This is a genomic window from Catellatospora sp. NPDC049111 (assembly GCF_040648615.1).
Classification (GTDB): domain Bacteria; phylum Actinomycetota; class Actinomycetes; order Mycobacteriales; family Micromonosporaceae; genus Catellatospora; species Catellatospora aurea.
This window is the reverse complement of sequence record NZ_JBEZEB010000007.1, coordinates 253,529-278,110: the sequence shown is the minus strand read 5'-3', so window position 1 is coordinate 278,110 and position 24,582 is coordinate 253,529. Positions and strand designations below refer to the sequence as shown.

General features: G+C 72.0%; 27 protein-coding genes and 1 tRNA gene. 11 read left to right on the top strand and 17 right to left on the bottom strand.

Features of this window, described 5'->3' with window-relative positions; genetic code table 11:
• Positions 1-31: 31 nt before the first annotated feature.
• Both AB0B66_RS13750 and AB0B66_RS13745 read right to left on the bottom strand, forming a co-directional pair.
• The gene (locus tag AB0B66_RS13750) at positions 32-1,090 is read right to left on the bottom strand and encodes a hypothetical protein (protein WP_360528020.1); all 1,059 of its coding nucleotides are present in this window, start codon (positions 1,088-1,090) and stop codon (positions 32-34) included.
• A gap of 10 nt (positions 1,091-1,100) precedes the next feature.
• The gene (locus AB0B66_RS13745) at positions 1,101-1,685 is read right to left on the bottom strand and encodes a sugar O-acetyltransferase (RefSeq protein WP_360528017.1); all 585 of its coding nucleotides are present in this window, start codon (positions 1,683-1,685) and stop codon (positions 1,101-1,103) included.
• A gap of 74 nt (positions 1,686-1,759) precedes the next feature.
• Here AB0B66_RS13745 and AB0B66_RS13740 point away from each other — a divergent pair, with 74 nt between their 5' ends.
• Complete coding sequence (locus tag AB0B66_RS13740) at positions 1,760-2,404, top strand: methyltransferase domain-containing protein (protein WP_360528014.1); 645 nt, start codon at positions 1,760-1,762, stop codon at positions 2,402-2,404.
• Between the two features lie 37 nt (positions 2,405-2,441).
• Here the strand turns inward: AB0B66_RS13740 and AB0B66_RS13735 are convergent, their stop codons facing one another.
• Entirely contained in the window at positions 2,442-2,804 is a 363-nt protein-coding gene (locus AB0B66_RS13735) for a hypothetical protein (RefSeq protein ID WP_360528011.1), read from the bottom strand.
• A 119-nt stretch (positions 2,805-2,923) separates the two neighbouring features.
• Here AB0B66_RS13735 and AB0B66_RS13730 point away from each other — a divergent pair, with 119 nt between their 5' ends.
• Complete coding sequence (locus AB0B66_RS13730) at positions 2,924-3,922, top strand: metallophosphoesterase (RefSeq protein WP_360528008.1); 999 nt, start codon at positions 2,924-2,926, stop codon at positions 3,920-3,922.
• 11 nt (positions 3,923-3,933) lie between these two features.
• Here the strand turns inward: AB0B66_RS13730 and AB0B66_RS13725 are convergent, their stop codons facing one another.
• The 10 genes from AB0B66_RS13725 to AB0B66_RS13680 form a co-directional block, all read right to left on the bottom strand.
• Positions 3,934-4,827: a M56 family metallopeptidase gene (locus tag AB0B66_RS13725; RefSeq protein WP_360528005.1), complete on the bottom strand. Its 894-nt coding sequence runs from the start codon at positions 4,825-4,827 to the stop codon at positions 3,934-3,936.
• A complete protein-coding gene (locus AB0B66_RS13720; RefSeq protein ID WP_360528002.1) occupies positions 4,824-5,204 on the bottom strand; it encodes a BlaI/MecI/CopY family transcriptional regulator in 381 nt (126 codons plus the stop codon). Before AB0B66_RS13720 ends, AB0B66_RS13725 begins: the two co-directional genes overlap by 4 nt.
• 101 nt (positions 5,205-5,305) lie before the next feature.
• The gene (locus AB0B66_RS13715; protein WP_360527999.1) at positions 5,306-6,832 is read right to left on the bottom strand and encodes a histidinol-phosphatase; all 1,527 of its coding nucleotides are present in this window, start codon (positions 6,830-6,832) and stop codon (positions 5,306-5,308) included.
• 58 nt (positions 6,833-6,890) lie between these two features.
• On the bottom strand, positions 6,891-7,586 hold the full coding sequence (locus AB0B66_RS13710) for a M23 family metallopeptidase (protein WP_360527996.1): 696 nt from the start codon (positions 7,584-7,586) through the stop codon (positions 6,891-6,893).
• Positions 7,587-7,697: 111 nt separating this feature from the next.
• Positions 7,698-9,128: a PepSY-associated TM helix domain-containing protein gene (locus tag AB0B66_RS13705; RefSeq protein WP_360527993.1), complete on the bottom strand. Its 1,431-nt coding sequence runs from the start codon at positions 9,126-9,128 to the stop codon at positions 7,698-7,700.
• Between the two features lie 105 nt (positions 9,129-9,233).
• Positions 9,234-9,977, bottom strand: a complete 744-nt coding sequence (locus AB0B66_RS13700; RefSeq protein WP_360527990.1) for a hypothetical protein — start codon at positions 9,975-9,977, stop codon at positions 9,234-9,236.
• Positions 9,970-10,497 carry a SigE family RNA polymerase sigma factor gene (locus AB0B66_RS13695; RefSeq protein ID WP_360527987.1) on the bottom strand — a complete coding sequence of 176 codons (528 nt, stop codon included), beginning with the start codon at positions 10,495-10,497 and terminating at the stop codon, positions 9,970-9,972. Before AB0B66_RS13695 ends, AB0B66_RS13700 begins: the two co-directional genes overlap by 8 nt.
• A gap of 13 nt (positions 10,498-10,510) precedes the next feature.
• A complete protein-coding gene (locus tag AB0B66_RS13690; RefSeq protein WP_360527984.1) occupies positions 10,511-11,185 on the bottom strand; it encodes a hypothetical protein in 675 nt (224 codons plus the stop codon).
• 173 nt (positions 11,186-11,358) lie between these two features.
• On the bottom strand, positions 11,359-11,877 hold the full coding sequence (locus tag AB0B66_RS13685; RefSeq protein ID WP_360527981.1) for a hypothetical protein: 519 nt from the start codon (positions 11,875-11,877) through the stop codon (positions 11,359-11,361).
• Positions 11,878-11,942: 65 nt separating this feature from the next.
• The gene (locus AB0B66_RS13680; RefSeq protein ID WP_360527978.1) at positions 11,943-12,461 is read right to left on the bottom strand and encodes a hypothetical protein; all 519 of its coding nucleotides are present in this window, start codon (positions 12,459-12,461) and stop codon (positions 11,943-11,945) included.
• A gap of 159 nt (positions 12,462-12,620) precedes the next feature.
• Here AB0B66_RS13680 and AB0B66_RS13675 point away from each other — a divergent pair, with 159 nt between their 5' ends.
• From AB0B66_RS13675 to AB0B66_RS13665, 3 genes are all read left to right on the top strand, one after another.
• On the top strand, positions 12,621-13,817 hold the full coding sequence (locus AB0B66_RS13675) for an MFS transporter (protein WP_360527975.1): 1,197 nt from the start codon (positions 12,621-12,623) through the stop codon (positions 13,815-13,817).
• A gap of 35 nt (positions 13,818-13,852) precedes the next feature.
• Positions 13,853-14,233, top strand: coding sequence for a DUF1304 domain-containing protein (locus tag AB0B66_RS13670; protein ID WP_360527971.1), 381 nt, complete (start codon positions 13,853-13,855; stop codon positions 14,231-14,233).
• A gap of 168 nt (positions 14,234-14,401) precedes the next feature.
• Positions 14,402-16,117: a DEAD/DEAH box helicase gene (locus tag AB0B66_RS13665; protein WP_360527968.1), complete on the top strand. Its 1,716-nt coding sequence runs from the start codon at positions 14,402-14,404 to the stop codon at positions 16,115-16,117.
• A gap of 24 nt (positions 16,118-16,141) precedes the next feature.
• Here AB0B66_RS13665 and AB0B66_RS13660 read toward each other — a convergent pair whose 3' ends face one another.
• Positions 16,142-16,582, bottom strand: a complete 441-nt coding sequence (locus AB0B66_RS13660) for an NUDIX domain-containing protein (RefSeq protein ID WP_360527966.1) — start codon at positions 16,580-16,582, stop codon at positions 16,142-16,144.
• 253 nt (positions 16,583-16,835) lie between these two features.
• Between AB0B66_RS13660 and AB0B66_RS13655 the strand changes: the two genes are divergently transcribed.
• From AB0B66_RS13655 to AB0B66_RS13630, 6 genes are all read left to right on the top strand, one after another.
• A complete protein-coding gene (locus AB0B66_RS13655; RefSeq protein WP_360527963.1) occupies positions 16,836-17,801 on the top strand; it encodes an aliphatic sulfonate ABC transporter substrate-binding protein in 966 nt (321 codons plus the stop codon).
• Positions 17,798-18,646 carry an ABC transporter permease gene (locus tag AB0B66_RS13650; protein ID WP_360527960.1) on the top strand — a complete coding sequence of 283 codons (849 nt, stop codon included), beginning with the start codon at positions 17,798-17,800 and terminating at the stop codon, positions 18,644-18,646. Before AB0B66_RS13655 ends, AB0B66_RS13650 begins: the two co-directional genes overlap by 4 nt.
• The gene (locus AB0B66_RS13645) at positions 18,619-19,338 is read left to right on the top strand and encodes an ABC transporter ATP-binding protein (protein WP_360527957.1); all 720 of its coding nucleotides are present in this window, start codon (positions 18,619-18,621) and stop codon (positions 19,336-19,338) included. Before AB0B66_RS13650 ends, AB0B66_RS13645 begins: the two co-directional genes overlap by 28 nt.
• A gap of 315 nt (positions 19,339-19,653) precedes the next feature.
• Entirely contained in the window at positions 19,654-20,961 is a 1,308-nt protein-coding gene (locus tag AB0B66_RS13640) for an MFS transporter (protein WP_360527954.1), read from the top strand.
• A 70-nt stretch (positions 20,962-21,031) separates the two neighbouring features.
• Positions 21,032-21,541 (top strand): GNAT family N-acetyltransferase, encoded by a 510-nt coding sequence (locus tag AB0B66_RS13635; RefSeq protein WP_360527951.1) that lies wholly within the window; start codon positions 21,032-21,034, stop codon positions 21,539-21,541.
• A 5-nt stretch (positions 21,542-21,546) separates the two neighbouring features.
• Positions 21,547-21,804, top strand: a complete 258-nt coding sequence (locus AB0B66_RS13630; RefSeq protein WP_360527948.1) for a hypothetical protein — start codon at positions 21,547-21,549, stop codon at positions 21,802-21,804.
• A gap of 43 nt (positions 21,805-21,847) precedes the next feature.
• Here the strand turns inward: AB0B66_RS13630 and AB0B66_RS13625 are convergent.
• From AB0B66_RS13625 to AB0B66_RS13615, 3 genes are all read right to left on the bottom strand, one after another.
• Positions 21,848-21,920 (bottom strand) — tRNA-Cys (locus AB0B66_RS13625).
• 34 nt (positions 21,921-21,954) lie between these two features.
• Positions 21,955-22,497, bottom strand: a complete 543-nt coding sequence (locus tag AB0B66_RS13620) for a flavin reductase family protein (protein ID WP_360527945.1) — start codon at positions 22,495-22,497, stop codon at positions 21,955-21,957.
• Between the two features lie 131 nt (positions 22,498-22,628).
• Positions 22,629-24,578 carry an ABC transporter ATP-binding protein gene (locus tag AB0B66_RS13615; RefSeq protein WP_360527942.1) on the bottom strand — a complete coding sequence of 650 codons (1,950 nt, stop codon included), beginning with the start codon at positions 24,576-24,578 and terminating at the stop codon, positions 22,629-22,631.
• Positions 24,579-24,582 lie beyond the last annotated feature (4 nt).

Here is a 24,582-nt window from a genome sequence, read left to right as displayed (position 1 = left end):
CCGGCTCGCCCGGCGGCCGGTGCCTTCACCCTCAGCCGACCCGCGCGGGCAGAGCGCAGCGGCTCAGCCAGGCGGCGGCCTCCGGTGCGGGCAGCTCGCCCTCGACCTCGATCCCGGGTTCCAGGTACGGGTAGACGCGGGCGGTCTTCCAGCTGCGTTCCACGGTCGGCGGGTCGATGACCACCACCCGCACCCCGTCGACGGCGGCGATGTCGGCGGGAATGCCGTTCCACACCCTCTCACCGGCGGCGTCGTTCAGGATGATCGTGCCCGTCATGGGTTCGTCCAGCTCGATCGCCTCGCCGAAGGAAGCCGCGAGGAGTTCACTGTCGGAGGGCCGCCGGCCGGGCAGCCGACCCGGCGACTCCGGCCCGATCAGCAGCCCGGCCAGCAGGGTGTGCAGCTGCCGGTGGTCGCCGACACCGGTCAGCCGCAGCCGGAAGCCCCGGCCGGTCTCGCGGTGCAGCACGATCAGCGGCTCGTCGTCGAGCACGTGCAGCAACCCGTGCAGGAAGTGCGCCTGCTCGACGAAGCGCCGGGCCACCCCGACCAGCTCGGTGAGGCGCTCGCGCTGCGGGAGCGCCGCCCGGACCGGCCGGTACTGCGCCAGGAACAGCACCGGCTGCACCCAGGCGCCCACGAACGCCCAGGCCTCGGCCAGCTCGATCGCCTGATCCTTGGCCACGCCGCGGCGGCACGCCACATCGACGAAGCGCTGCATGTCCGGGACGGCCTCGTGCTCGCGCGCGGGCCTCGGCACCGGCCGGCCGATGAGCTGGTCCCAGGACATGTTGAACACGAACGTGTTGTCCATCGCATGGCAGGCCCGTTCGACGAACACGGGCAGCAGCACGGTGACGTCGCTGCCGTGCAGGCACAGGTTGGCCGCGACCCGGGCGAGCATCGCCCCGAGGCTCAACGGCATCGTCTCGACCAGCGGCCGGATGCGTTCCAGCGCGGCGTCGACCTGCTCGCGCGGCGCGGACGCCCCGACGTTGATGATGCCGCTCAGCGCTTCGTCGTACGCCCTGAGATCCAGCGTCTTGGCCGCCGCGGACAGCGCGTCGGTGTACTGCACCAGGGTTCGCACGGCGCGAATGCTACCGGGGCGGGCTCGCCGACGGTGTCCGCAGACGCTTGCGCTCGACGATGCTCGTCGCCGTCACGACGCTCAGCCCCGGCACGTCCTTCGCGACGACCGCACCCGCGCCGACGACCGAGCCGCGCCCGATCGTCACGCCGGGCGTGACCGTGGCCGCGGCCCCGATCCACACGTCGTCCTCGATGACGATCGGCGCATGGGTGATGTAGTCGAAGCGTTCGTCGACCTCGACCGGGTGCCCGGCCGTGCTCAGCGTGACGCCCGGTCCGATCAGGACACGATCGCCGATGGTGATGCCCCCGAAATCGAGGAAGTAGCAGCCCTGGTTGATGAAGACGCGCTCCCCGAACGACGCCCCGAGCCCGTAGTCGCAGTAGAACGGGGGCAGGATCGACAGCGAGTCCGGCACGGGCCCGCCGAAGATCTCGGTGAGCACCGCCCTGCGCGCGTCCAGGTCGTCGAACGGCAGCAGGTTCAGGCGCGCGGTCAGACCCATGACCAGCTGTACGCGCTCGGCGAAGGCCCGCGATTCGGGCGTCCTGGTCGGCAGGCGTTGCTCGTTGCGCACGAACGATTCTGGCACGGCCGACCTGATCGGCGGTCCGGGCGTGTGGGACGGGACCACCCCGGTCCGGGCCCGGCACTAGTGTCGTACACATGGTCGAAAACGATGCCCTCACCGCCACCCGAGACGGTTACGACGCTGCTGCCGTCGCCTACGCGCAGCTGTTCAACTCGCTGCAGGACAGGCCCCTGGACAGCGCGATCCTGGCCGCCTTCGCCGGGTTCGTACGCATGAGCGGGGACACCAGGGTCGCCGACCTGGGATGCGGTCCCGGCTACATCACCGCCCTCCTGCACGAGCTGGGATTGGCCGCGGTAGGGATCGACCTCTCTCCGGTGATGATCACGCTGGCTCGGCAGACCTACCCGGACCTGCGGTTCGACGTGGGCTCGATGGCCGCGTTGGACATCGCGGACGGCACCCTCAACGGCGTGGTGTCGCGCTGGTCCATCATTCACACGCCGCCGCACGAGGTCCCCGCCATCCTGGACGAGTTCCATCGGGTGCTGGCACCCGGCGGCCACCTTCTGATCGGCTTCTCGGCCAGCGACGACCCGTCCCACCCGACGCAGATCTTCGATCACTCCGTCGCGCCGGCCTACCGGTGGTGGCCCGACCACCTCGCCGCGCTGCTGCGCAAGGCCGGGCTGGCCGAGGTGGGCCGGATGGTGCGCGAACCCCAGCCCGAGGACAAGCGGCAGTTCCAGGAGGTGCAGCTGATCGCCCGAAAGGCCTAGGCGGACGTCGGGTGGATTCCGCGACCGCGATGCGACCTCACCGGGCGATCGCGGAACGCCCGGCGGGGGTCAGCGCGACCGCCAGCTCTCCGTTCCAGCTGACGCCGTCCGGGTCGTCCCAGGTGTCGGGATCGGCGAGCAGGGCGTCGAGCTGCTGCGTGATGGCCGGTCCGTAGGCGGCGCCCACTCCGGCGGCATCGGGGACGATCCGGTGGACGGTGATCCAGCCGCGGTCCACGAGTTCCAGGACCATCCGGGCCGCGGCCGCGGCTTCAGCGCGTGGGTCGCCGATGCCTCTGTGCTGGTCCGTCGCGTACGGCAGGATGCCCCACGCCTCGGTCGCACAGACGAGCAGATCCTGTTCGAACTCCGGCAGACTGTCCCACTCCAACGGTGTCACGTCGCCAATCATGGCAAATCAAGGCCACTGTCGGTTTGGCAGCCGCTGGATGGCATGAGCCCACAACACCTACGGCGTGTCGGAGTTCAGCTCCTTTCGCCCTGTTTAATCATCTCTGAGTGGGTTCACTGATCAACGGAACGCCTGCTGCCGACCGGTGGCGCCTCGCCGCCGACAGCAAGCGGGTCGCCATCTCCCGTGCGCTTCGCGCGTTCGGCCCCTCCGGCGTGCTCGGCGTCGCCGCCGGACGCGCCTCGCTGGTCGTCGCGCTGCTGGCGGCCGGAACAGTCGTCGCGTTCGGTGGTGCCCGTGGCGACGGTCCTCCGGTGCTGGTCGGCGCGGGTGACATCGCCAGCTGCACCGGTGGCGGCGACGAGATCACGGCCAAGCTGCTCGACGACATCCCCGGCACCGTCTTCACCCTCGGCGACAACGCCTACATGGACGGTTCCGCCAGGCAGTTCCGCCGCTGCTACGACCCGCACTGGGGCCGCCACCGCGAGCGCACCCGGCCCGTGCTCGGCAACCATGACCTGCGCAAAGCCGACGGCAAGGCCTACTACGACTACTTCGGCGCGGACGCCGGCAGGCACGGCGAGGGCTGGTACAGCTACCGCCTCGCCGGCTGGCTGGTGGTGGTCCTCAACAGCCAGTGCGACCAGGTCGCCTGCGGATCCGGCTCGCCGCAGGCCGAGTGGCTCGAACAGACCCTCGCCGCTCAGCCCGCCCGCTGCACCGTCGCGATGTGGCACCACCCGCTGTTCACCTCCGGCGGCAAACACGCCGCCGAGGAGCGGATGCGCCCGCTGTACCGGATCCTCTACGAGCACGGCACCGAACTGGTCCTGACCGCGCACAACCACAACTACGAGCGCTTCGCGCCCCAGGACCCCGCCGGAAACCGCGACGACGGCCGGGGCATCCGCCAGTTCGTCGTCGGCACCGGCGGCGCGAGCCTCTACCGGTTCGGCACGCAGGTCGCCGCGAACTCCGAGACCCGCGACGACAGGACGTACGGCGTGCTCAAACTGGACCTCGCCCCCGACGCCTACCGGTGGCAGTTCGTCGGCCAGCCCGGTGCGGCGTACACCGACGCCGGCTCGGCCGCCTGCCATTGACGGGTCCGACGCTAGACGATCATTCCGAGCCAGGCGCGGGCCACCTCGGCGAACTCGACGGCGGCCGCCGCCGTGGCCGCCAGCAGCAGCAGACACACCGCAGTCACGCCCGCGAGCGCCTGCCAGCGATTCGGCTGACGCGGGGACTGCATCGCCATCACCCGTTCGACCGCACCGGAGCCGCTCATCCCCATCGCCGGGGCCGGCTGCGTACGCCGACCCGCCAGCGACGCCTTCGCAACCGCCTGCGCGACCAGCCGCCGGTCACCGACCACCGCCGCGGCCTCCTCGTCGGCCCACCGCTCCACCAGGCGGGCGACCAGCACCGCCATCGGGTGCAGCAGCGGATTCAGCGCCGCCGAGCAGCTCGCGACGGTCACCCAGCGGTGGTGACGGCGGCGCAGGTGCGCGTTCTCGTGGGCGAACAGCACCCGCTGCTCGCCGAGGGTCAGGATCCGCAGCATCCCGGAGGTGACCAGGATGTGCCCGGGTCTGCCCGGCACCGCGACGGCGAAGGGCTCCGCCCAGTCGGCCACCACCAGTCCGGCGTTCGGGTTGCCCGCCTCCCGCAGTTCCCGTAGCACCCTGCGCCGTGTGCGCACGTCGCGGATCAGTCGCACCACGCCGGTGAGCAGCACCAGGGCAGCGAACAACGCGATCCAGCCCGGCACCGGTTTGGGCAGCCCGAGTTCCGGGCGGTCGTCGAACCGCCACAGCGGCGGCAGGTCGTCGAACAGTGTCAAGGCCAGCAGTGCCAGGCAGCACACGAACCCGCCGGCGGCCGCCGCGGCGGCGGCGGTGACGGCGCGGACGGCGGCCGCCGGCGCGGCCCGGACGGCCACGAGTCGCGCCACGTACGGCAGCAGCGCCGACAGCAGCAGCGGAAGGTAGACCCAGGTCCTCACCTGGGCTCCGGGCGCAGGTCGGACAGCAGTCGGCGCAGCGCCTGCGCTTCGTTGTCGTCGAGGGTCTCGGCGAAGCGCCGCAGGGTCAGCTGGCGGTCGCCGACGCCGCTGAGCGTGGCGCGAAGCTGCGCGGCGGCGGCGTCGGCCTCGCTGCGCACGGGTTCGTAGGCGTGTGCTCTGCCTGCCCGATTGCGGCGTACGAGCTGCTTGTCCACGAGCCGGATCAGGATCGTCTGCACGGTGTTGTACGCGGGAGCCGGGTCCAGCCGGGTCTGCACCTCGGCCGGGGTCATGGACCGGCCCGCCGCCCACAGGACGCTCATCACCTGGCTCTCCAGCTCACCCGCGGCGCGTCTGCGCCCGTCGCCGTCGTTCATGTCAGACCCCCGCGCGGTGGTGTCGTCGGGGCCGCCACGCGGTCCCACCCGGGACAACGACGGTGGGGCCGAACTGTTCTGTGGTGCTCCGCGCCGCGGTGTCAGCCCGTGACGGCGACGAACACCGGGTTGGTGTAGAACCACAGGTCCTGCCAGGGGTCGGCGTCGCCGGTCGGGTCGGGCCTCGGCTCGATCGAACCGGGCGCGCTGTGCTTGCCGTCGGTGCCGCGCAGCCTGACGTAGAACGGCCGCCGCACGTCGGCGAACCGGTGGACCAGCCGCACCGGCCCGCGATCGGCGTCGAACGACGCCACGACCCGGGTCTGCGGCGCGGTCTGCGTCTGCGGCTCGGCCGGGCCCGTGACCGGACCGGCGATGACGTCGACGCGGCGCAGGCGGGGCCGGTCTCCGTTGGGGTTGTCGGCCGACGCCGGGGTGATCGTGGCCCGCAGCTCCACGCTGTCGCCGCGGGAGACGACGGCGACCTCGCCGAGGGTCGCCCGCTGCGGGCCGACCTCGACATCCACCGCGTCTAGCAGATGGCCGTGGTCGACCCAGACCCTGCCGTCGCGCAGCCCCCGCATCACCGCGAGCGCGCCGTCGCCGCCGACGCCGACGTGGGTGCGGCTGTACTGGCCCGGCCACAGTCCGCCGGCCGGGCCGGGGCTGTCGTCGAGCACCGGGTCCGGGTAGGAGCCGTCCTCGGTGGGGCCGCCGCCGGAGCGCCAGCGCTGCCCGTACACCTTGTGCGCGTCGGAGCTGGCCGTGATCCACCAGGGCAGGCCCTCGGCGAGCATCGCATCCCACATCCCGCCGACGGTCGCGGTCATCCAGTCGAAGCCGCCCAGGGTCCGGTTCGCCGCCGCCGGGTAGCCGGCGTACGAGGTCCGCGTCGGCCGCCGCCCGTACCCGCCGCGGTCGCCGCCGACTCCCCCGTCGTCGGCGGGTATCCCGTTGGCCTGCCCGCCGGGCGCGCCCTCCATCCCGATCACCAGCGGGTGCGCGTCGCGCAGCCGCCGCAGCTCGGCGGGGCTGTACGCGCCGGACCGGCTGGGATGGTTGAGGATGCACAACGCCATCGGGGTGTCCCCGGCGTCGACCTGCGCGCCCAGCCGGCGCAGCGCCTCGACGGCGGCCGTGTGCCCGTCGGGACCGGACCCGTGGCCTGCCAGCTCGGCGTCGAAGCGGGACTCGAAGTCCGCGAGCAGCGCGGCTTCGTGCCGACCGGGCGCGGTGAACAGCGTCGCGTGTTCGGCTCCCGGCACCCGCCATTCGATGCCCTGGAACAGACGCAGGTGCGGGTAGCGCTCGCGCAGCACCGCGAGATCGGCCGCCGACCGGGCCAGCCCATGGCGGGCGTGCGCCGGGCCGGGGTGGTCGGTGATCACGAGCCAGCCGAGCCCGTAGCCGGCGGCTGCCCGCACGTGCTGCTCGACGCGGTAGGGCGCGTCGGGACTGCCGCTGTACTTGGTGTGCACGTGGTGGTCGCCGGCGGTCCAGCGCAACCCTGGCCCGGCTGCCCGTGCCCGGGAAGGGACCAGGCCGGCCAGACCTGCCGCGGCACCGGCGGCGAGCAGCGCCCGGCGGCGCAAGGGGCGGGACGTGGGAGCGCTGAGCTGCTGGGACACCCCTCAGAGGTATCCGATCAGCGCCTGACACGCGCGGCGGCGCGCCGAGTCCGGCGGGTCAGCCGCCGTAGATCTGCTCGATCTCCAGGTCGTAGTCGACGCCGCGCGTCTTGAACCAGGTGAGCGGGTTCTGCGCGACGCCGTTCACGTGCACCTCCAGGTGCAGGTGGGTGCCGAAGGAGTGTCCGGTGTTGCCGAGCCGGGCGATGATGTCGCCGGCCTTGACCTGCTGGCCGACCTTGACCAGCACCTTGCTGGAGTGGCCGTAGAGGGTGCGCACCCCGTTGCCGTGGTCGATGATCACCGAGTTGCCGTAACCGCCGTTCCAGCCCGCCTGCACCACAGTGCCGCTGTGCACCGCCGCGAACGGCGTGCCCTCGGGCAGGCCGGCCAGGTCCAGGCCCTGGTGCAGCCTGCCCCAGCGCATGCCGAATCGGGAGGTGAGGTTGTAGTTGCGCATGGGCAGCACCCAGGCGTCGGGCGCCTGGGCGATCGAGGTGCTCAGCGGGCGGTCGGCCCGGTCGGCCCGGTTGGCGACCAGCTCACGCGCTTCGTCGGAGGTCAGGTCGACGCCGGCGAGACCGGCCTCGGCCTTGGCGTCGTCGAGTGCCGCACCCGACCCCAGGGCGACGACGCCCGCACCTGCCAGCGCGGTGGCCAGGACTGCGGCGTAGCGGCGGCGCGAGGGTTGCCGCACCCGGCGACGTCCGCGGTACTGATCACCTTCGCGGGACACCTGGGGCCGGTACTGCACGCGTGCACACTCCGTCGGTAGGCAACGGTGGCCCGCCCCGTCCGGGTTTCACCTATGTCGCATGTAAGACGCGGGCAACGCTAGTCACCCCCACCCGATCCCACAAGCCCGCTACCGGTCAGCGCCCCGTGACCTTCTGTAGCGTCCCGCGACCGCGTCGACCACGAGGAACCCGAGCAGGGGCCAGCCGAGCAGCGGGATCGCCCATCCGACGGCGGCGGCGGCCGCCATCGCGAGCACGAGCGCGGGCACGGGCAGTTGCCGCCAGGCGCCACGGGCCGGTGGCGCGCCGAGCCGCAGCCGCCCCGGGTCGCGGGTGGGCCGGCGACGCCACCACATGCGGTATCCCCAGACGATGACGGTGCTCAGGCCGACGGCGATCAGCGCCAGGGCGATCTGGTTGACCAGGCCGAACAGCACGCCCATGTGGAGCTGGATGCCGACGGTGGTGAGTTGGGACAGCAGCGGCTGGTCTGCCCAGCGCACGGTGTCGACGACCTGCCCGGTGGCCGGGTGTACGGCGATCTTGTCCTTGCGCAGCGGCCACGTGTTGTCGGTCTGCTCGACGGTCCACGCCTGGCCGGCCGCGCCGGGGGTGATCGTCGTCGGTCCGGCCAGCCCGGCCCGCGTGGCCGCGGCGGCGATCGCGTCCAGGTCGGCTCCGCCGGTGTCGCCGGTGCCGCCGCCGTGGTGGGCTCCGGTGTCCGGCGACGCCGTCCCGTCCAGGGCGGTCCGCAGCGGGATCGAGTCGGAGTTCAGCGTCGAGCGCAGCGAGCTGAAGTTGGCTCCGGCGTAGTGGGACCAGGTCAGGCCGGTGGCGGACAGGACGAGCAGGAAGGCGGCGAGCCACAGGCCGGTGGCGGCGTGCAGGGACCGGGTGCGGCGTACGCCCTTGGCGGCTCGTTCGGCCAGCAGCAGCCGGCGGGCACTGCGACGGCCGCGCTGGTGCCGCCACCACAGCACGACGCCGCCGAGGACCAGCACCCACAGCCAGGACGCGGCCAGTTCGGAATAGACGCTGCCGGGTTCGCCGAGGTTGAGGTTGGCGTGCATGTTGTCCAGCCAGGTGGTCACGGGCGTGGCCCCGAACCAGGTGGTGAGCACACCGCGGACCTGGCCGGTGTACGGGTCGACGTACACCGTGCGCTGCTTGTCGCCGAGTTCGGCCGGCGCGAACTCCACCTTCGTGGTGGCGTCGGGTTCGGCGGCCGGGTGCACGGCCACCAGGTCGCCGCCGGGAACCAGCTGCCGCGCGGCGGCGACCTGTTGGGACAGCGCCACCCGGTCGCCGCCGACGGCCTGGACGTGCAACTGGTCGTGGTAGGCGATCTGGTCGAACTGGGGGGTGAACGCGTACGCCAGGCCGGTCAACGCCACCACCAGCAGGAACGGAGCGACGAGCACGCCGGAGTAGAAGTGCAGCCGGCGCAGCAGCGGCCCGAACCCGGCGTACAGCGCCGAGCGGGCGGCGGGTTCGGTCGGGGCGTGTTCGGCTGGTTCCGCTGTCGGCGGTGCCGTTTCGGGCCGGGTCGTGGCGGTCATGGGGGCTCCATCCGGGCGGTCGGGCCCTGGACGGCACCGGCCAGGGTAGGAGCCCACTGGTCGTACGGTATGTGGTGCTAGTTCCCTTAAGCGAATATTTAAGGATCAGCCGACCGGACCGTCGGCCTGACCTCGCATGATGAAGGTCAGCGGCGTGCCCTGCCCGGCCGCGACCGCGGTCACGCTCGAACCGGTCAGCTTCAGCGCCCGGCCGCCGAGCACCACCTCGTACGGCGTGGTCCGTCCGTTCAGGACGACGCGCTGCTGCTCGTCCGCGGCGTCGCAGGCGACGATGGCCAGCCGGTCGCCGTCGCGCACCGCGCAGCCCTGTTCGCCCCCGGCCCAGGCCTTGCCGGTCTTGAGGTGGTACTGCTTGGCGCCGGGAGAGAGCGGGACGAGCGCGAACAGCGCCCTGTCGGTCGCGGCGCCCTCCCCCGTCGCCGCCAAGGTCCCGTCCGGCAGCGCCGTCAGCAGCGGGTATCCGCCGGTCGTCGTCGCCTGCAGCCACACCGCCTGATCCTGGGTCGGCACGCCGGCTCCGGGCACCGCGGACGGGTCGATTTTCGGCACGACCACCGACGGTGACGGGGAAGGTGTCGGCGAGGCCGACACGGGTGCGCTCGCCACCGGCTCGGGCTCCGTGCCGGAGCCGCTCTGCGTCGCGTACACTCCGGCGAACACCGCGACCACGGCCAGGCCGCTCGCGGCGGCCGCCAGCCGGCCGTTGCGCCGCCGCCGCTCACCCCGGCGGCGGGCCTGCTCGGGCGTGCCCAGCCGCCCGATCCGGGCACCGTGTTCGCCGAGCACGGCCAGGTGCCGGTCCAGGCCCGACTCGTCGCGCTCAGCCATTGCCGTTCTCCTTCCGTGTGGTCGTCTCCGTGCGATCCGGGTTCGGCAGCTCGTCCAGCCAGCCCGCCAGCGCCCGCCTGCCCCGCAGCAGCCTGGCCTTGACCGTGCCCACCGGCGCGCCGACCTCCTCAGCGACCTCGGCCACGCTCAACCCGACCAGGTGGTGCAGGACGATCGCCCGCCGCTGGTCGGCGGGGATCTGCCGCAGCGCGTGGACCAGCGCGACATGATCCGGCCCGAGACCCGCCACGTCCTGGTCGGGCGTGGCGCGATGGTGGGCGCGCAGCCGGTTGACGGCCTTGCGCCACGCGCTGATCGCGATCCGCGACGCCGTGCGGCGCACCCACGCCTCCGGACTGTCGCAGTCCCGCACCTGCCGCCATCGCTGCCACGCCCGGGCGTACGCCTCCGCCACCGCGTCCTCGGCCTCGGCCCGGCTGCCGGTCATCGTCCACAGCTGCCCGAGCACCCGCCACGACGTCGCGGCGTAGAAGGCGTCGAACTCGTCGACGTCGGACATCAGCACCCCACCACTACGGCCACTGGCCGACCGGGCCGGCCGGAACGAACCGGAACCGGGTCTTCGCGGCGGCGCTGCCCGCCTTCACGAGCGACACCTTGCCTTCCTTGCCGACCTCCACCCGGTATCCCCCGACGACCACCTCGAACGTCGCCGCGCCGGATGCGTCCGCGCCCCGCGCCACCAGCGTGACCTTCTGCGCCCCGGCCGCCGCGTCGCACGCCACGGCGTGCAGGACACCGGCCTCGATGCCCGCGCACACCGGCTCGCCGCCCACCCGCAGCCGCGCCGTCTTCAGCAGGTACACCGTCGCGCCCGGCGACAGCGGCACCAGCGCGAACTGCTCGCGCTCGCCGGTGTCCGCGCCGCCGGGATACGTGCCGATCCGGCCGCTCGCGGTCACGGTCAGCACCGGGTCCTCGATCCGGTCGACCGCCTGCAGCAGGATCGCCTGGTCCCGACCCGGGACACCGCCGCGCGGCGGCGACGCCGCGGGCCTGCTCGGCACGACGGCCGAAGCCGTGGGCGACGGCGACGGCGTCGCCGACGCCGACGCGCCCGCCATGCCGGCGTCCTGAGGGTCCACCGCGCCGCTCTGCGCCGGCGGCTTCGCGCACCCGGCGGCGACTCCCAGCAGCACGACGCCCAGCGAGCATCGCGCGATCCACCGCGCCCTCGTGTGTTCCATCTCTGATTCCCTCCGCCATCGACACGCTCCGTTCGGAGCGCACCAATGACGTCTGACCCCTCGACCCGGACGCATGCGTTCGATGAGTCCCACGTCACACCGGAGCCGTGTCCGCTGCCGTTCGCTGAACCGTAGACCGGCAAACCGCCATCGACCAGCGGTTTCGTGGTGACTCAGCCGGCGAAGAGATCGCCCTGGTCGGCCTCGCCGACCGCGGCGCCGCTGTGCGACGGAGCCGGGCGGACCGCCACGGGGGCCGAGAACAGCCGCCGACCGGACGCGTCCTTGCGGCTGCTCACCTGGCAGGTCGCCAGCCGGACCGGGAGCGCGGGCACGGCGAACGGCCCGGTCCCCCAGCGCAGCCACACCGCGACCCGGCCCTCGGCCGCCTCGGCGGCGAGTTTCTCCAGGGTCCGCCTGCGCTCGGACTGGTCGATCTCCACCACGATCGGCGGCAGGCCCGACCTGGCGACCCCCACATCCACCCAGGAGTGCCGGTCCTCGTACGGCGGCGGCAGCTTCACCACGCTGCGGGCGCGGCGGTAGACCCGCCACTCCTGGGCGGTCCCCCACGCCAGCACGGCCTCGGTCAGCAGTTCGGTGACCTGGTCGGCGTCACGATCGGTGAAGGAGACATCGGCCAGCCACGCCTGCAACGAGGCCGCGACCGCATCCGCGTCGTCGTCCACCACCCGCCCACCCTATTACGGCGTGACGACCGCGAGGTGAAGGCCCGCAGCGCCCGGCCACTCATCGTCTACCTCACGGCGCTGTCCTTCGGCACTCCCCACCGCTCCAGCACCAGGTACGCGATCGGCAGAGAGTGCGTGTCCTCCACGTACAGGAACAGTCTGTTCTCGTCGTACTCGCCCCAATGGGCCTTCGCCGCGCTGCTGATCTCCCATTCGTACTCCTCCGGGGACAACGGATCCTCCCAGTCGTCCGGCAGCAGGCCGTACTTGACGCGAAATTCGTCCAGACATGACGTCGGCGCAGTGAACCGCAGGTAGAGCTTGTTGATCGGTTCCTGGAGGTTGCCGTACCGCAGGTCGGCCACGCCGCAGGGCAGGTCGACGCCGTAGATCGGAAGCAGGTCCTCCTCCAGGTCGTCGTCGCCTCGGGAGATGTGGAAGAACCCGTCGGCGTGCGGGTACTGCCGGTCGAACCACGTCCAGGGCCTGGCCGGCGGGCAGCAGCCGAGCAGGACCGCGAGCACGAGCGCGGTCGCGACGGCCCAGATGGGAACGCGTGGGAGGGTCGCACGATCGGTTGGCACGCCGGGACGGTACCGGCACCGCAGCGGCACCGGTAACCGGTCTTCACAGCTCATCCACATGATCGACGACCGCGGCCGACGACCCGCAACGCTGTCCCGGTCCGCGATCCGCCTGCCGCCCGGCGAACGTGCGTACAGCACATCAGGCATGATCGCGAAGTGAGTTCTCCCGGGACCCCGATCCGCATGTCCGTGCTCGCCCTGTCCTACTTCGCGTTCATCAGCCTCGGGCTGCCCGACGGCCTGCTCGGCGTCGCCTGGCCGTCGATGAGCGCCGACCTGAACGTCCCCCGGGAGACCATCGGCCTGCTGCTGATTCCCTCGACCTGCGGCTACCTGGTCTCCAGCGTCACGGCCGGGTTCGTGCTGTCGAAACTCGGCGTCGGGCGGCTGCTGGCGGGCAGCACCGCGCTGGCCAGCCTGGCGCTGTTCGGGTACGCCCTGTCTCCCGCGTTCGCGTTCACCATGGCCGCCGCGCTGTGCGCCGGTTTCGCGGGCGGCGCGATCGACGCCGGCCTCAACGCGTACGCCGCGTCGGCGTTCGGCCCCCGGCACATGAACTGGTTGCACGCCTTCTTCGGGCTGGGTGTCGCGATGGGCCCGCTGATCATGACGGCGGCCATCCAGTACGGCGACGCCTGGCGGCCCGGCTACCTCGTCGTCGCGACCGGCCAGGCGCTGCTCGCCGTGGCGTTCGTGCTGACCGTCCGGCAGTGGGCGCAACGGCCGGCGCCCGAACACGCCGCGCACGAGACCCACGCCGGCCCGATCCGGGCCCGGGACACGTTCAAGCTGCCCGCGGTCTGGTTCAGCGTGCTCACCATCGCGGTGTACGTGGCGCTGGAGGTCGCGGCGGGCCTGTTCGCGTACCAGCTGCTCACCGAGGGCCGCGGCATGAGCGACGCGGTCGCGGGCGTATGCGTTTCGCTGTACTGGGGCAGCCTGTTCGTCGGCCGGGTGCTGCAGGGGTTCGCGGCGCACCGGTTCATGCCGGGCCGGACCGTCGTGTGGTCGATCGGCGGCATGGCGGCCGGGGCGGTGCTCGTCGCGATCCCCGGACCGGGCTGGCTGGCCGCGTTCGGGTTCATGGTGATCGGTTTCGCCGCCGCGGCGGTGTTCCCACTGTTCACGCTGCTCACCGCAGAGCGGGTCGGGGCCGCGCACGCCGACCGGACCATCGGCCTGCAGATGGCGGGCGCGGGCCTGGGCGGCTCGGTCTTCCCCGCGATCATCGGCGTGGTCCTGGGCACGTGGGGCGTCAACACGCTCGGTCTCAGCCTCGTCGTGCTCGCCGCCGCACTGATCCTCGCTTACCTGGCCGCGACCCGGACCCGGCATCCTCGCCCGACCGGCTGACCCGACCCCGGGGCACGTGAGCGACAATCGCGTCCATGAACGTGACGGCTCAGGTGTTCGCGGTGCTCGCAGGTCTGCTGCATGTGCTCATCTTCACGATGGAAAGCGTGCTGTTCCGGCGGCCGCAGGTGCACGGCCGGTTCCGGGTCCGGCCCGCGGACCTCGACGCGGTCCGGCCGTGGGCGTTCAACCAGGGTTTCTACAACCTGTTCCTGGCGCTCGGGGCGCTGGGCGGCGTGGTCGCCGCGCACACCGGGCACGCCACCGCGGGCGCGGCCGTGGCGCTGTTCAGCTGCGCCAGCATGCTCGGCGCGGCCGTGGTGCTGATCACCACCGACCGCCGGATGGCTCGCGCCGCCGTCATCCAGGGCCTGACCCCGCTGGTCGCCCTGATCGCCGCGGCACTCGCCGGCTGATCGGCCAGCTCACCGGCGGTCTGGCCGCCGGAACGCGACACGATGCGCCGGTTCGGCGATCTGCGCAGCACACGCCTCCGAGGGCGCGATCGCAGGGTACCGTCCAGGGTGACAGTTCTGCCCGGGTAGCGTACCGATGACCCGGAATTGTCGAGCAGAAGGCGGACCATGAGCCAGGAGCCCTCAGCGGCCACGTCCGAGGAGACCGTCACCTTCGCCGACCTCGGCCTGCGGCCCGAGTTGACGAAGGCGCTCTCGGCGCTGGGCTACGAGGAGCCGACGCCGATCCAGCGCGAGGCCATCGGACCGCTGCTGACCGGCCGTGACCTGCTGGGGCAGGCCGCCACCGGCACCGGCAAGACCGCCGCGTTCGCCCTGCCGCTGCTGCAGCAGTGGGCCGACAGCGCCGACGGCCGCACCCGTGTCGACCCGACCGCGCTGGTCCTGGTGCCGACCCGCGAGCTGGCCGTGCAGGTCTCCGAGGCCGTGCACCGCTACGGCCGCGACCTCGGCGTGCGCGTGCTGCCGATCTACGGTGGGCAGCCCATCGGCCGCCAGTTGCAGACCCTGCGCCGCGGCGTCGACATCGTGGTGGCCACGCCCGGCCGGGCGCTGGACCACATCGGCCGGGGCACGCTGCAGCTGGCCGACCTGCGCACGGTCGTGCTGGACGAGGCCGACGAGATGCTCGACATGGGCTTCGCCGAGGACATCGAGGCGATCCTGCAGGAGACCCCCGACAACCGGCAGACGGTGCTGTTCTCGGCGACCATGCCGTCGCGGGTGGAGGGTCTGGTCAAGCGCTACCTGCGCGACGCGGCCCGGATCCAGATGGGCCGTGCCGCCCCGGCGCCGGGCGAGTCGCCGAAGGTGCGCCAGAGCGCGTACGTGGTGGCCCGCGCCCACAAGCCCGCCGCGCTCGGCCGGGTCCTCGACGTCGAGGCGCCCACAGCCGCGATCGTCTTCTGCCGCACCCGCGAAGAGGTCGACCAGCTCACCGAGACCATGAACGGCCGCGGTTACCGGGCCGAGGCGCTGCACGGCGGTATGAGCCAGGAGCAGCGCGACCGGGTGATGGGCCGGCTGCGCGCGGGCACCGCGGACCTGCTGGTCGCCACCGACGTGGCCGCCCGCGGTCTGGACATCGAGCAGCTCACCCACGTGATCAACTACGACGTGCCGTCGGCTCCCGAGGCGTACGTGCACCGCATCGGCCGTGTCGGCCGGGCCGGTCGCGAGGGCGTCGCGGTGACCCTGGCCGAGCCGCGCGAGCACCGCATGCTCAAGGCGATCGAGCGGGTCACCCGCCAGCGCATCACCATGGAGAAGATTCCCAGCGTCGCGGACCTGCACGCCCGGCGGCTGGAGATGACCCGCGCGGCGGTGCACGAGAGCCTCCTTGAGGACGATCTCGACCGGTTCCGGGTCGTCGTGGAGAGCCTGGCCGACGAGTACGACATCGTCGAGGTGGCCCTCGCCGCGGTGAAGGTCGCGCACGAGGCCATGGGCAACGCCCCCGACGACGAGGTCATCCCCGACATCGCCGAGCCCGTCGAGCGGCGCGAGCGTCCCGGCCAGGGCGAGGGTCGCCGCGGCGGCTCGCGCGGGCCCGCGGCGGGCGCGGTCAAGCTGTTCATCGGCCTGGGGCGGCGCAACGGCGTACGCCCGCAGGATCTGGTGGGTGCGATCGCCGGTGAGGCGGGGCTGCCGGGGCGCGACATCGGCGCGATCGAGATCGCCGACCGGTTCTCGCTGGTCGAGGTGCCGGCGGACGCGGCCGACGACGTGATCCAAGCGCTGCGCCACGCGACGATCAAGGGCAAGCGGGTCAGCGCTCGCCGTGACCGCGATCGTGACGCCGCCCCGCGCCGCCAGCGCTGGTGACCGGTCCGCGTCGGGCCCACGGCCTCATTGGATGAACGGTCGGCCCTGGCTGCGGGCGGCATCGCGCAGCACGGGGACGTCCGGGGCGAACAGCGGGCCCGGCAGCTCGTCGAGCGCGAACCACCCCAGCCGGGTGCCCTCGCCGTCGGGCGTGCCGGCCAACCGCACGGGTGAGCCGAGGAAGACCGCCCCGACGAAGTGCGCCCTCTTCCCGCTGGGGTACCGGTGGATCTGCGTGGCGGGATCGCTGTAGAGGCCGAGCAGGCCGTGCAGGGTGACGTCCCAGCCGGTCTCTTCGCGACATTCGCGTAGCGCGGCCTGCTCCCAGGTCTCGCCGGATTCCACGCCTCCGCCGGGCAGACCCCACGTGTCCTCACCGGCCCGGCACATGAGCAGCACCCGGCCGGTGTCGTCCTGGACCACGACGCCGCACACGGCCCGAACCACGAGGTCATGCTCGGCCATGCCGTGATCGTGCCAGAAGCCGCACCCCGGCGTGGACCCGCTCGGGCCTTCATTTCCTGCGCACGGGCGGTGTTCGGCCCTGGATAATCGAAGTCGTATCGCCGCACCGCAGGTCAGGCACTATTCCCATAAATCCTATGGGGTTGATAGCCTTTTGCCACCGCGTGCGGGCGGCCGACGGCATTCCGCGCGACCGGGCACGCTCCCCCGTCATCGGCGACGAGACACGGCTCCCACCCTTCAGGAGACACCCATGCACGCCCACCCTGGACTTTCCCGCCGCTCGCTGCTGGCCGCGCTCGCCGCGGCACCCCTGTCCGCGACCCTGCTGTCGGCGTGCGGCGGCGACGAACCGGCCGCCGCCGGGCAGCCGCTGCGCATCGGCTACCAGCGCTTCGGCGGGCTCAGCCTGGTCAAGGCGCGCAACGCCGCCGACCCCAAGGCCACCTGGTCGCTGTTCGAGAGCGGGCCCGCCCTCACCGAAGGCCTCAAGGGCAAGGCGATCGACATCGGACAGACCGGCGAGGCGCCGCCGATCTTCGCCGCCGCCGGGAAGATCGAATTTAAGATCATCGGCACCTCCGCACCGGTCCCCAAGGGCGAGGCCGTGCTCGTCAAGCAGGCCAAGGGGTTCAAGACCTTCGCCGACCTCAAGGGCAAGAAGGTCGCGCTGAACAAGGGCTCCAATGTCAACTGGCTGCTGGTGAAGCTGCTCGAGAAGTACCAGCTCAAAATCACCGACATCGACGTCAAGTACCTCAAGCCCGCCGAGGCACGACCGGCCTTCGACGGCGACCAGGTCGACGCCTGGATCATCTGGGACCCCTACTTCGCCCTGGCCGAGCAGCCCGGCGTCGTCGTCCTGGAGGACGCCACCGGGCTGGCGAGCAACCGCGAATACCTGCTCGTCGACCCGACCGCCCTGGAGCAGAAGACCGACCAGCTCGGTGAGTTCCTGAAGCAGTACCGCACGGTCACCGACTGGGGCATCGCCAACCCGGCCGAACGCGCCGCGATCCTCGCGCCGGAGCTGAAGATCCCACTCGACGTGACCACCCGCGCCCTGGAGCGCAGCGCCCAGCCGCTCGCCGCCGTCACCCCGGAGATCGGCGACGAGCTGCAGGCCATCGCCGACGGCTTCGCCGCACTCCAGCTGATCCCCGAGAAGATCGACATCAAGTCCCGCATCGACAGCCGCTTCGCCGAGGCGCTGCGATGACAGCCGCACCGCGGACGGCGGCCCCGGCCGTCGTCCGCACCACACCGGTCGAAACAGCGGCACCGGGCCGGGCTGCCCGGCCGCGCTCCGGTCGCCGGGTGCTGCGCCTGGTGAGCCCGGTCGTGCTGCTGGCCGCCTGGGAGAGCGCAGCGCGGACCGGACTGCTTCCGCCGGAGAAGCTGCCCGCGCCGAGTGAGGTGCTGCAAACCGGCTGGCGGCTGGCCGGCGACGGCACCCTCGCCGTACACCTGCTGGACTCCCTGCAGCGCGCGGCGATCGGGCTGGCCCTCGGCGGCGGTCTGGCACTGCTGCTCGGCGCGCTCGCGGGCCTGCTGCGCGTCGGCGACGACCTGGTCGACCCGCCCGTGCAGATGGCCCGGATGCTGCCGCACCTGGGACTGGTCCCGCTGCTGATCATCTGGGTCGGCATCGGCGAGGAACTGAAGATCACGCTGGTCGCGCTGGGCAGCTTCTTCCCGATCTACTTCAACACCTACGCCGGTATCCGCGACATCGACGAACGCCTCGTCGAAGCGGCCCGCACCTGCGGCCTCGGCCACCTCGCGCGGCTGCGGCACGTGGTGCTGCCCGGCGCGCTGCCGTCGCTGTTCCTCGGGCTGCGCCTGGCCATCGGCGCGGCCTGGCTCAGCCTGGTCGTCGGCGAGCAGGTCAACGCGCAGACCGGCATCGGCTTCCTGATGATGGAGGCGCGCGAGTTCGCCCAGACCGACGTGGTGCTGCTCGGCCTGCTGGTGTACGCGCTGCTGGGACTGCTGTCGGACCTGCTGCTGCGCATCGCGGAGAGGAGGACGCTGTCATGGCGACGCGGACTGAAGGCGACCTGACAACGGTGCTGACGGCCGGCGACGTACGGCGCTCGTTCGGCGCGACCGTCGTGCTCGACGGCGTCGACCTGACCATCGCGCCCGGAGAGGTGGTGGCGCTGCTCGGCGGCAGCGGATCGGGCAAGAGCACCCTGCTGCGCATCCTCGCCGGACTCGACCCCGACGCGAGCGGCATCGTGCGGCGGCCGCCGCACCAGGCGGTGGTGTTCCAGGAGCACCGGCTGCTGCCATGGAAACGGGTCATCGACAACGTCTCCCTCGGGCTGACCGGCCCGGACGTGCGTGCGCGGGCGGGGGCGGCGCTGGCGGAGGTCGGCCTACCCGACCGCGACACCGCCTGGCCCGCGGAGCTGTCCGGCGGCCAGGCGCAACGGGTCGCGGTCGCCCGCGCGCTGGTACGCGAGCCGGAGCTGCTGCTGCTCGACGAGCCGTTCGGGGCCCTGGACGCGCTGACCCGGCTGCGTATGCAGGAGCTGTTCATCCGGCTGCGCGAACAGCACGGCTTCGCGGCACTGCTGGTCACCCACGACGTGGACGAGGCGCTGCTGCTGGCCGACCGCACCCTGGTCCTCGAAGGCGGCCGGCTCGTCGAGGACGCCCCCGTTCCCCTCACCCACCCGCGTACGCCCGACGACCCCGGCTTCGGTGGGCTGCGGCGGCACCTGCTGGAGAGGCTGGGCGTCACGGCGTGAACCGTGGATGTCAGTGCGTTGCGCCCAGCTCCTCGGGAAGCGGCCACCCTCCGATATGTCCGTGACACGCAGGTCCTTCGCTCGCTAGGGTGCAGATCTTGCGGAATCCCATCCGCCAGGGATGTGAGGAGTCGTGATGTCGAAGACGATGGCCGGAGCTTCCGATCGCCCCTGGGTGACCGCGGTCGCAGGCTTGTGACGCCGCACGTGTAGCGGCAAAGTCGGCACACATCCCGGTCGCCGGGGCGAGGTGACACCTGTCACCGGCCCTAGGCGCTGTTCGGCGTCTCCATTCGCCTTCCCGGGAGTTCTGCTGTGCCCATTCGTCACTCTTCGCTGCTCCGTGCACGTGCCCTGGCCGAACGACTGATCGCCGCCCCGCGCGGTGAGAGGTCTCCACGGCCAACGTCGGCTCCGCCTGCCGCGGACTCCGCCGATCAGACCGTCGACCGCAATGTCCGTCTGCTGAGCTGGTTCAACTTCTTCGGCGACTTCCGCATGTACGGGCCGATCATGGTCATCTACTTCGCGCAGGTCACCGGCTCGTTCACCGCTGCCGCCAGCCTCCTGGCGGTGAAGAAGCTGTCTTCGGCAGCCTTCGAAGTCCCTACCGGAGTGCTCTCCGACCGCCTCGGCCGACGCGGCACGATGATCGCCGGCGCGGTCGTCATGGTGACCGCCCATCTCGGGTATGCCGCCGCTTGGGGTTACGGCCTCCTCGTGGCAGCCGTCGTGCTGGAGGGACTGGCGACCGCACTGTGGAGCGGCAACAACGAGGCTCTGCTCTACGACACGTTGCTCACCGCCGGCCGGGAGGACGAGTTCCCCCAGCACTCCGGCCGGGTGAACTCGATGTTCCAGATCGCGCTCGCACTGGCGGCGCCCATAGGCGGCGTGGTCGCCGGCGCGTGGTCGCTGCGCACGGTGGTCGTGCTGTCGGTGGTGCCGCAGCTGCTGTGCGTTCTCGTCGCCTCGCTGGTCCGGGAGCCGTGGATGCGCGGCCCGCTGGAATCGAACGTGCTGGCGCATCTCCGAGCGGCCTTGCGCGGCGTCCGCCGAAATGCGGTGCTCCGCCGGATGACTCTGGTGTCGGCACTCCGTTTCAGCGGCGAAAGCGCGGCCCAGTTGTCGCCGGTGTTCGTGGCGGGGCTGTGGCCGCTGTGGGCGCTGGGCCTGTGGCGCACCTTCGGCCATGGCGTGGCCTTCGTGGGCTTCCGCGTCAGTGGTCGGGTGATCGGCCGGGTGGGCGCGGCCCGCACGCTGCTGTCCGGTGAGCTGTTCGACAACGTGGCGAACCTCGTGGCGCTGGTCAAGCCTACGGTGTTCTCGCCCGTGCTGCTGGGTTCACCGGCGTACGGCATGTCAACGATCGCTCAGCAGACGCTGCTGCAGCGCGAGTTCACCGACCGGGAACGCGCGACGATGGGTTCGCTCGCGTCGCTGCTCGGCAGCGTGCTCTACGGGCTCGTCGCCCTGGGAGCCGGCCTCGTCGCAGACCGTTTCGGCATCGTCGCGGCGTTGCTCGCGATCCAGGCGGTGGCGCTCATCGCGCTTCCGCTCGCCTGGTGGGTACACGCACACGCTCCCACCCACCCCGCCGGCACCGGGTCGGTGACGGGATGATCCTGCTCGATCTGTCTCACGCCGCTGGTATGTTCAGCCCCGCTGAAACGGTTTTGGACCAGGTGGGGAGATGCTGATGGGTGAGGTGGCGCTGCGGCCGATCGAGGACTCCGACCTCGATGCCCTGTTCGAGCTGATGCGAGATCCGGAGTCGGTCCGGATGGCCGCTTTCACCGCCAAGGATCCCGACGACCGCATCGCGTTCGACGCCCACATGGCGAAGATCAGGGCGTCGCCCGAGACCACCAATCGCGCCGTCACGCTTGACGGTCGGCTTGTCGGCAGCGTCGCCAGCTTCGTCATCGAGGGCGACACCGAGGTGACTTACTGGATCGACAGATCCTTCTGGGGGCAGGGCATCGCCAGTCGAGCGCTCGCCCTGCTCCTGGAGTTGAATCCGGTGCGGCCGCTGTTCGCCCGCGCCGCCAGTGACAACACCGGATCGCTCAAGGTGCTGCAGAAGGCAGGATTCACCATCACCGACACGGAGGTCGCGTTCGCCAACGCGCGGAACGCGGAGATCGAGGAAACGATCCTGCGCCTCGACGAGCCCGCGCGAAGGAACGGAGCACTACATTAGCCCGTGTGGAAGCAGACGGCCCTGATCCTGCGAACGTCATCGTGACTGTCGGCCATCCGTTCGGCGACGTCGATGTGCCGTTGCCGGAGTGGATCAGCCGCGGGCCCGGTCCCCGGCCGCTGGTGAGGCCGATCAGGGCGAGGCGTGCCGAGACCGGCGAGCAGCTCCCGCTGGCGGTCGTCCCGCTGCGATACCGCAACGACGCCGAGTCGCGTGCGCTCATCGCCGCCGGTGCGCTCGAACCGCCGCCCTGGCACACATAGGCCCCAGGCGTATGCGTGCCAGGGCGGCCGCGCAACCGAGGTGTGGGGCCGGCCGGATTCGCACCGGCGTCCTCCCGCTGTGCAGGCGGGCGCGACGACTTCTGCGCTACGGTCCCGGCACATTATCCACAAGCGACGACGGCCGTCCGGTCAGTGGGCCAGTGCCGTATACCCGCCCATGTGGTGCAGCAGCGGCTCGCCGGGCCGGTGTTCGGCGCTGACCGGGCGGCCGAGCACGATCGCGTGGTCACCGGCGGGAATCCGCTGCACGACCTCGCAGATCAGCAGGGCGAGCACGCCGTGCAGCAGCGGTGTGCCGTAGGGGCCGTGCCGCCACAGGCTCGCGTCGGCGAAGCGGTCGACGCCGCGCGCGGCAAAGGTGCGGGCCAGTTCCTCCTGCCCGTCGGCGAGCAGGTGGATGGCGACGTGGCGGGCCTGGGCGACGGTGGGCCAGCTGGAGGAGTCGCGGTCGAGGCAGAACGACACCAGCTGGGGCCGCAGCGATACGGAGGTGAACGAGGTGGCGGTGAACCCGACCGGCGGGCCGCCGTGCTGACCCGGGGCGGTCACCACGGCGACCGTGGTGGCGTGGCGGCGCAGCAGGCCGAGGTAGCGGTGCAGTTCGACGCCGGCGACGGCGGTGTCGGGCAGGTGGTCGTCGGAGACGGTCGGGGGCAGGGCGGTGAGCGTCATGGGAGTGCCTCTCGGGCGGGGGTGACGGTGGCGATGGGCGTCACCGTCGACATCGCTGTGCGCTCATATCCCGACGCTAGCAGCGCGAAGACGTTAAGTCACTATCTCCTATGGGAATTATAGGAATAATCTCAGTGCTGCCGCGACCAGGTCGCGAACATGTCCGCGTACCGGCCTTCGGCGGCCAGCAGCTCGGCATGCGATCCGATCTCGACGACACCCGACTCGTCGAGCACCACGATCCGGTCGGCCCGCATCGCCGTGGACAGCCGGTGCGCGATGAGCAGGGCAGTCCGGCCTTCGAGCAGCCGGTCCAGGGCCTGCTCCACGCGCAGCTCCGAGCGCAGGTCCAGGTTCGAGGTCGCCTCGTCGAGCACCACCACGCGCGGCTGGGCCAGGAACGCCCGAGCCAGGGCCAGCAGCTGCCGCTGGCCTGACGACACCGACTGGCCGCGCTCGTGCAGCGGCGCGTCCAGCCCGGCATCGGTGCGCTCGACCAGGTCACGCAGACCGACCGCGTCGATGGCAGCCCAGATCTCGGCCTCGGTCGCCTCCGGCCTGGCGAACGCGACGTTGTCCCGGATCGAGCCGGCGAACATGAACGGCTCCTGCGGCACCACTCCGATCTGGCGGCGCAGCGAGACCAGGCTGACGTCACGAAGGTCGTGACCGTCGATCAGGACCCGCCCGGAGTCCGGGTCGTGCAGCCGGGTGACCAGCTTCGCCAGGGTCGACTTGCCCGCGCCGGTCGGCCCGACACAGGCGATGGTCTCCCCCGCCTCGATGCGCAGGTCCACCCCCCGCAGCACGGGACGCGCGGGGTCGTACCCGAACACGACCCGCTCGAACACGATCCCGCCGGTGACGGGCGGCAGCTCGACCGGATCCGCGCGCTCGGGCACCGTGGGCGCCTGCCCGAGCAGCCCGCGCAACTTCACCACGGCGGCCCGGCTCTGCTGGTAGTTCGTGTACAGCTGGACCAGCTGCTGCACCGGGGCGAAGAACGCGTTGAGGTAGAGCACGAACGCGGTCAGCTCGCCGATGCTCAGCTCCCCGCGCAGCACCATCCGTCCGCCGATGAGCAGCAGCAGCGCCATGCCGACCAGGCCGATGACCGAGGTCCCCGGGCCGTAGATCGCGCTGATGTGGCCGGTGAAGTCGTTGGCGTCGCGGTAGCGGCCGACCACGGCGCGGTGCTGGGCGATGTTGCGGTCCTCGCGGTGGTACGCGGTGACCACCCGCACGCCGTGCAGGCTCTCCGCCAGGTCGGTGAACATCGCCGCGATGGCGTCACGCTGACGGGCGTATCCGGTGTCGGAGGCCCGCCGGAACCACACCGACGCCGCGAACAGCGCCGGGACGACCAGCAGCAGGGTGATCGCGGCCAGCCCGGCGTCGTAGTGGAACAGCACCGCGGTCACCACGACCATGGTCAGCCCCTGCACCGCGAACTGGGCCAGCCCCTCCTGGAGCAACTGCTGCAGCGACTCGATGTCCGACGACATCCGGGTCATGATGACCCCGGCCTTCTCGTTGGTGTAGTAGTCCATGGACAGCCGCTGCAGGTGCGCGAAGACGCGTACCCGCAGGTCGCGCATGGCGTCGGCGGCCAGCGCGCCGGTCTGGCGCATGCGGGCAGTCGTGGTGGCCCAGCCGGCCAGCACCGCGGCCGTGAACGCGCCTGCCGACCACAGCAGCACCGGCAGGTCGCGGGCGACGATGCCGTGGTCGATGCCGACCTGCACCAGCAGTGGCCCCGCCTGCAGGAGCAGCGTCTCCGCCAGGATGGTCGCACACACCGCCAGGAACACACCGCGTCGCCGGTTCAGCAGCGACAGCAGGCTCAACGACGGCCCGCCGGGCGGACGGTGGCCGAAGCGGTCAGCGGGCAGCCCGTGGTCGGGCTCGCTCTCCTCCAGGCGGCGCACTCCTGCGGCCAGTTCGTCGGGCACCCCGGCGAACGGCAGCGTGTCCCCGGTGCGCCGGGTGCCGCGACCGGCCCCGACGGCGCTGAGCCCGCCGATCGGGCCGCTGCCCGGTCCCCCTCCGGGCCCGCCGAACCCACCCCCGAACATGCTCATGCCT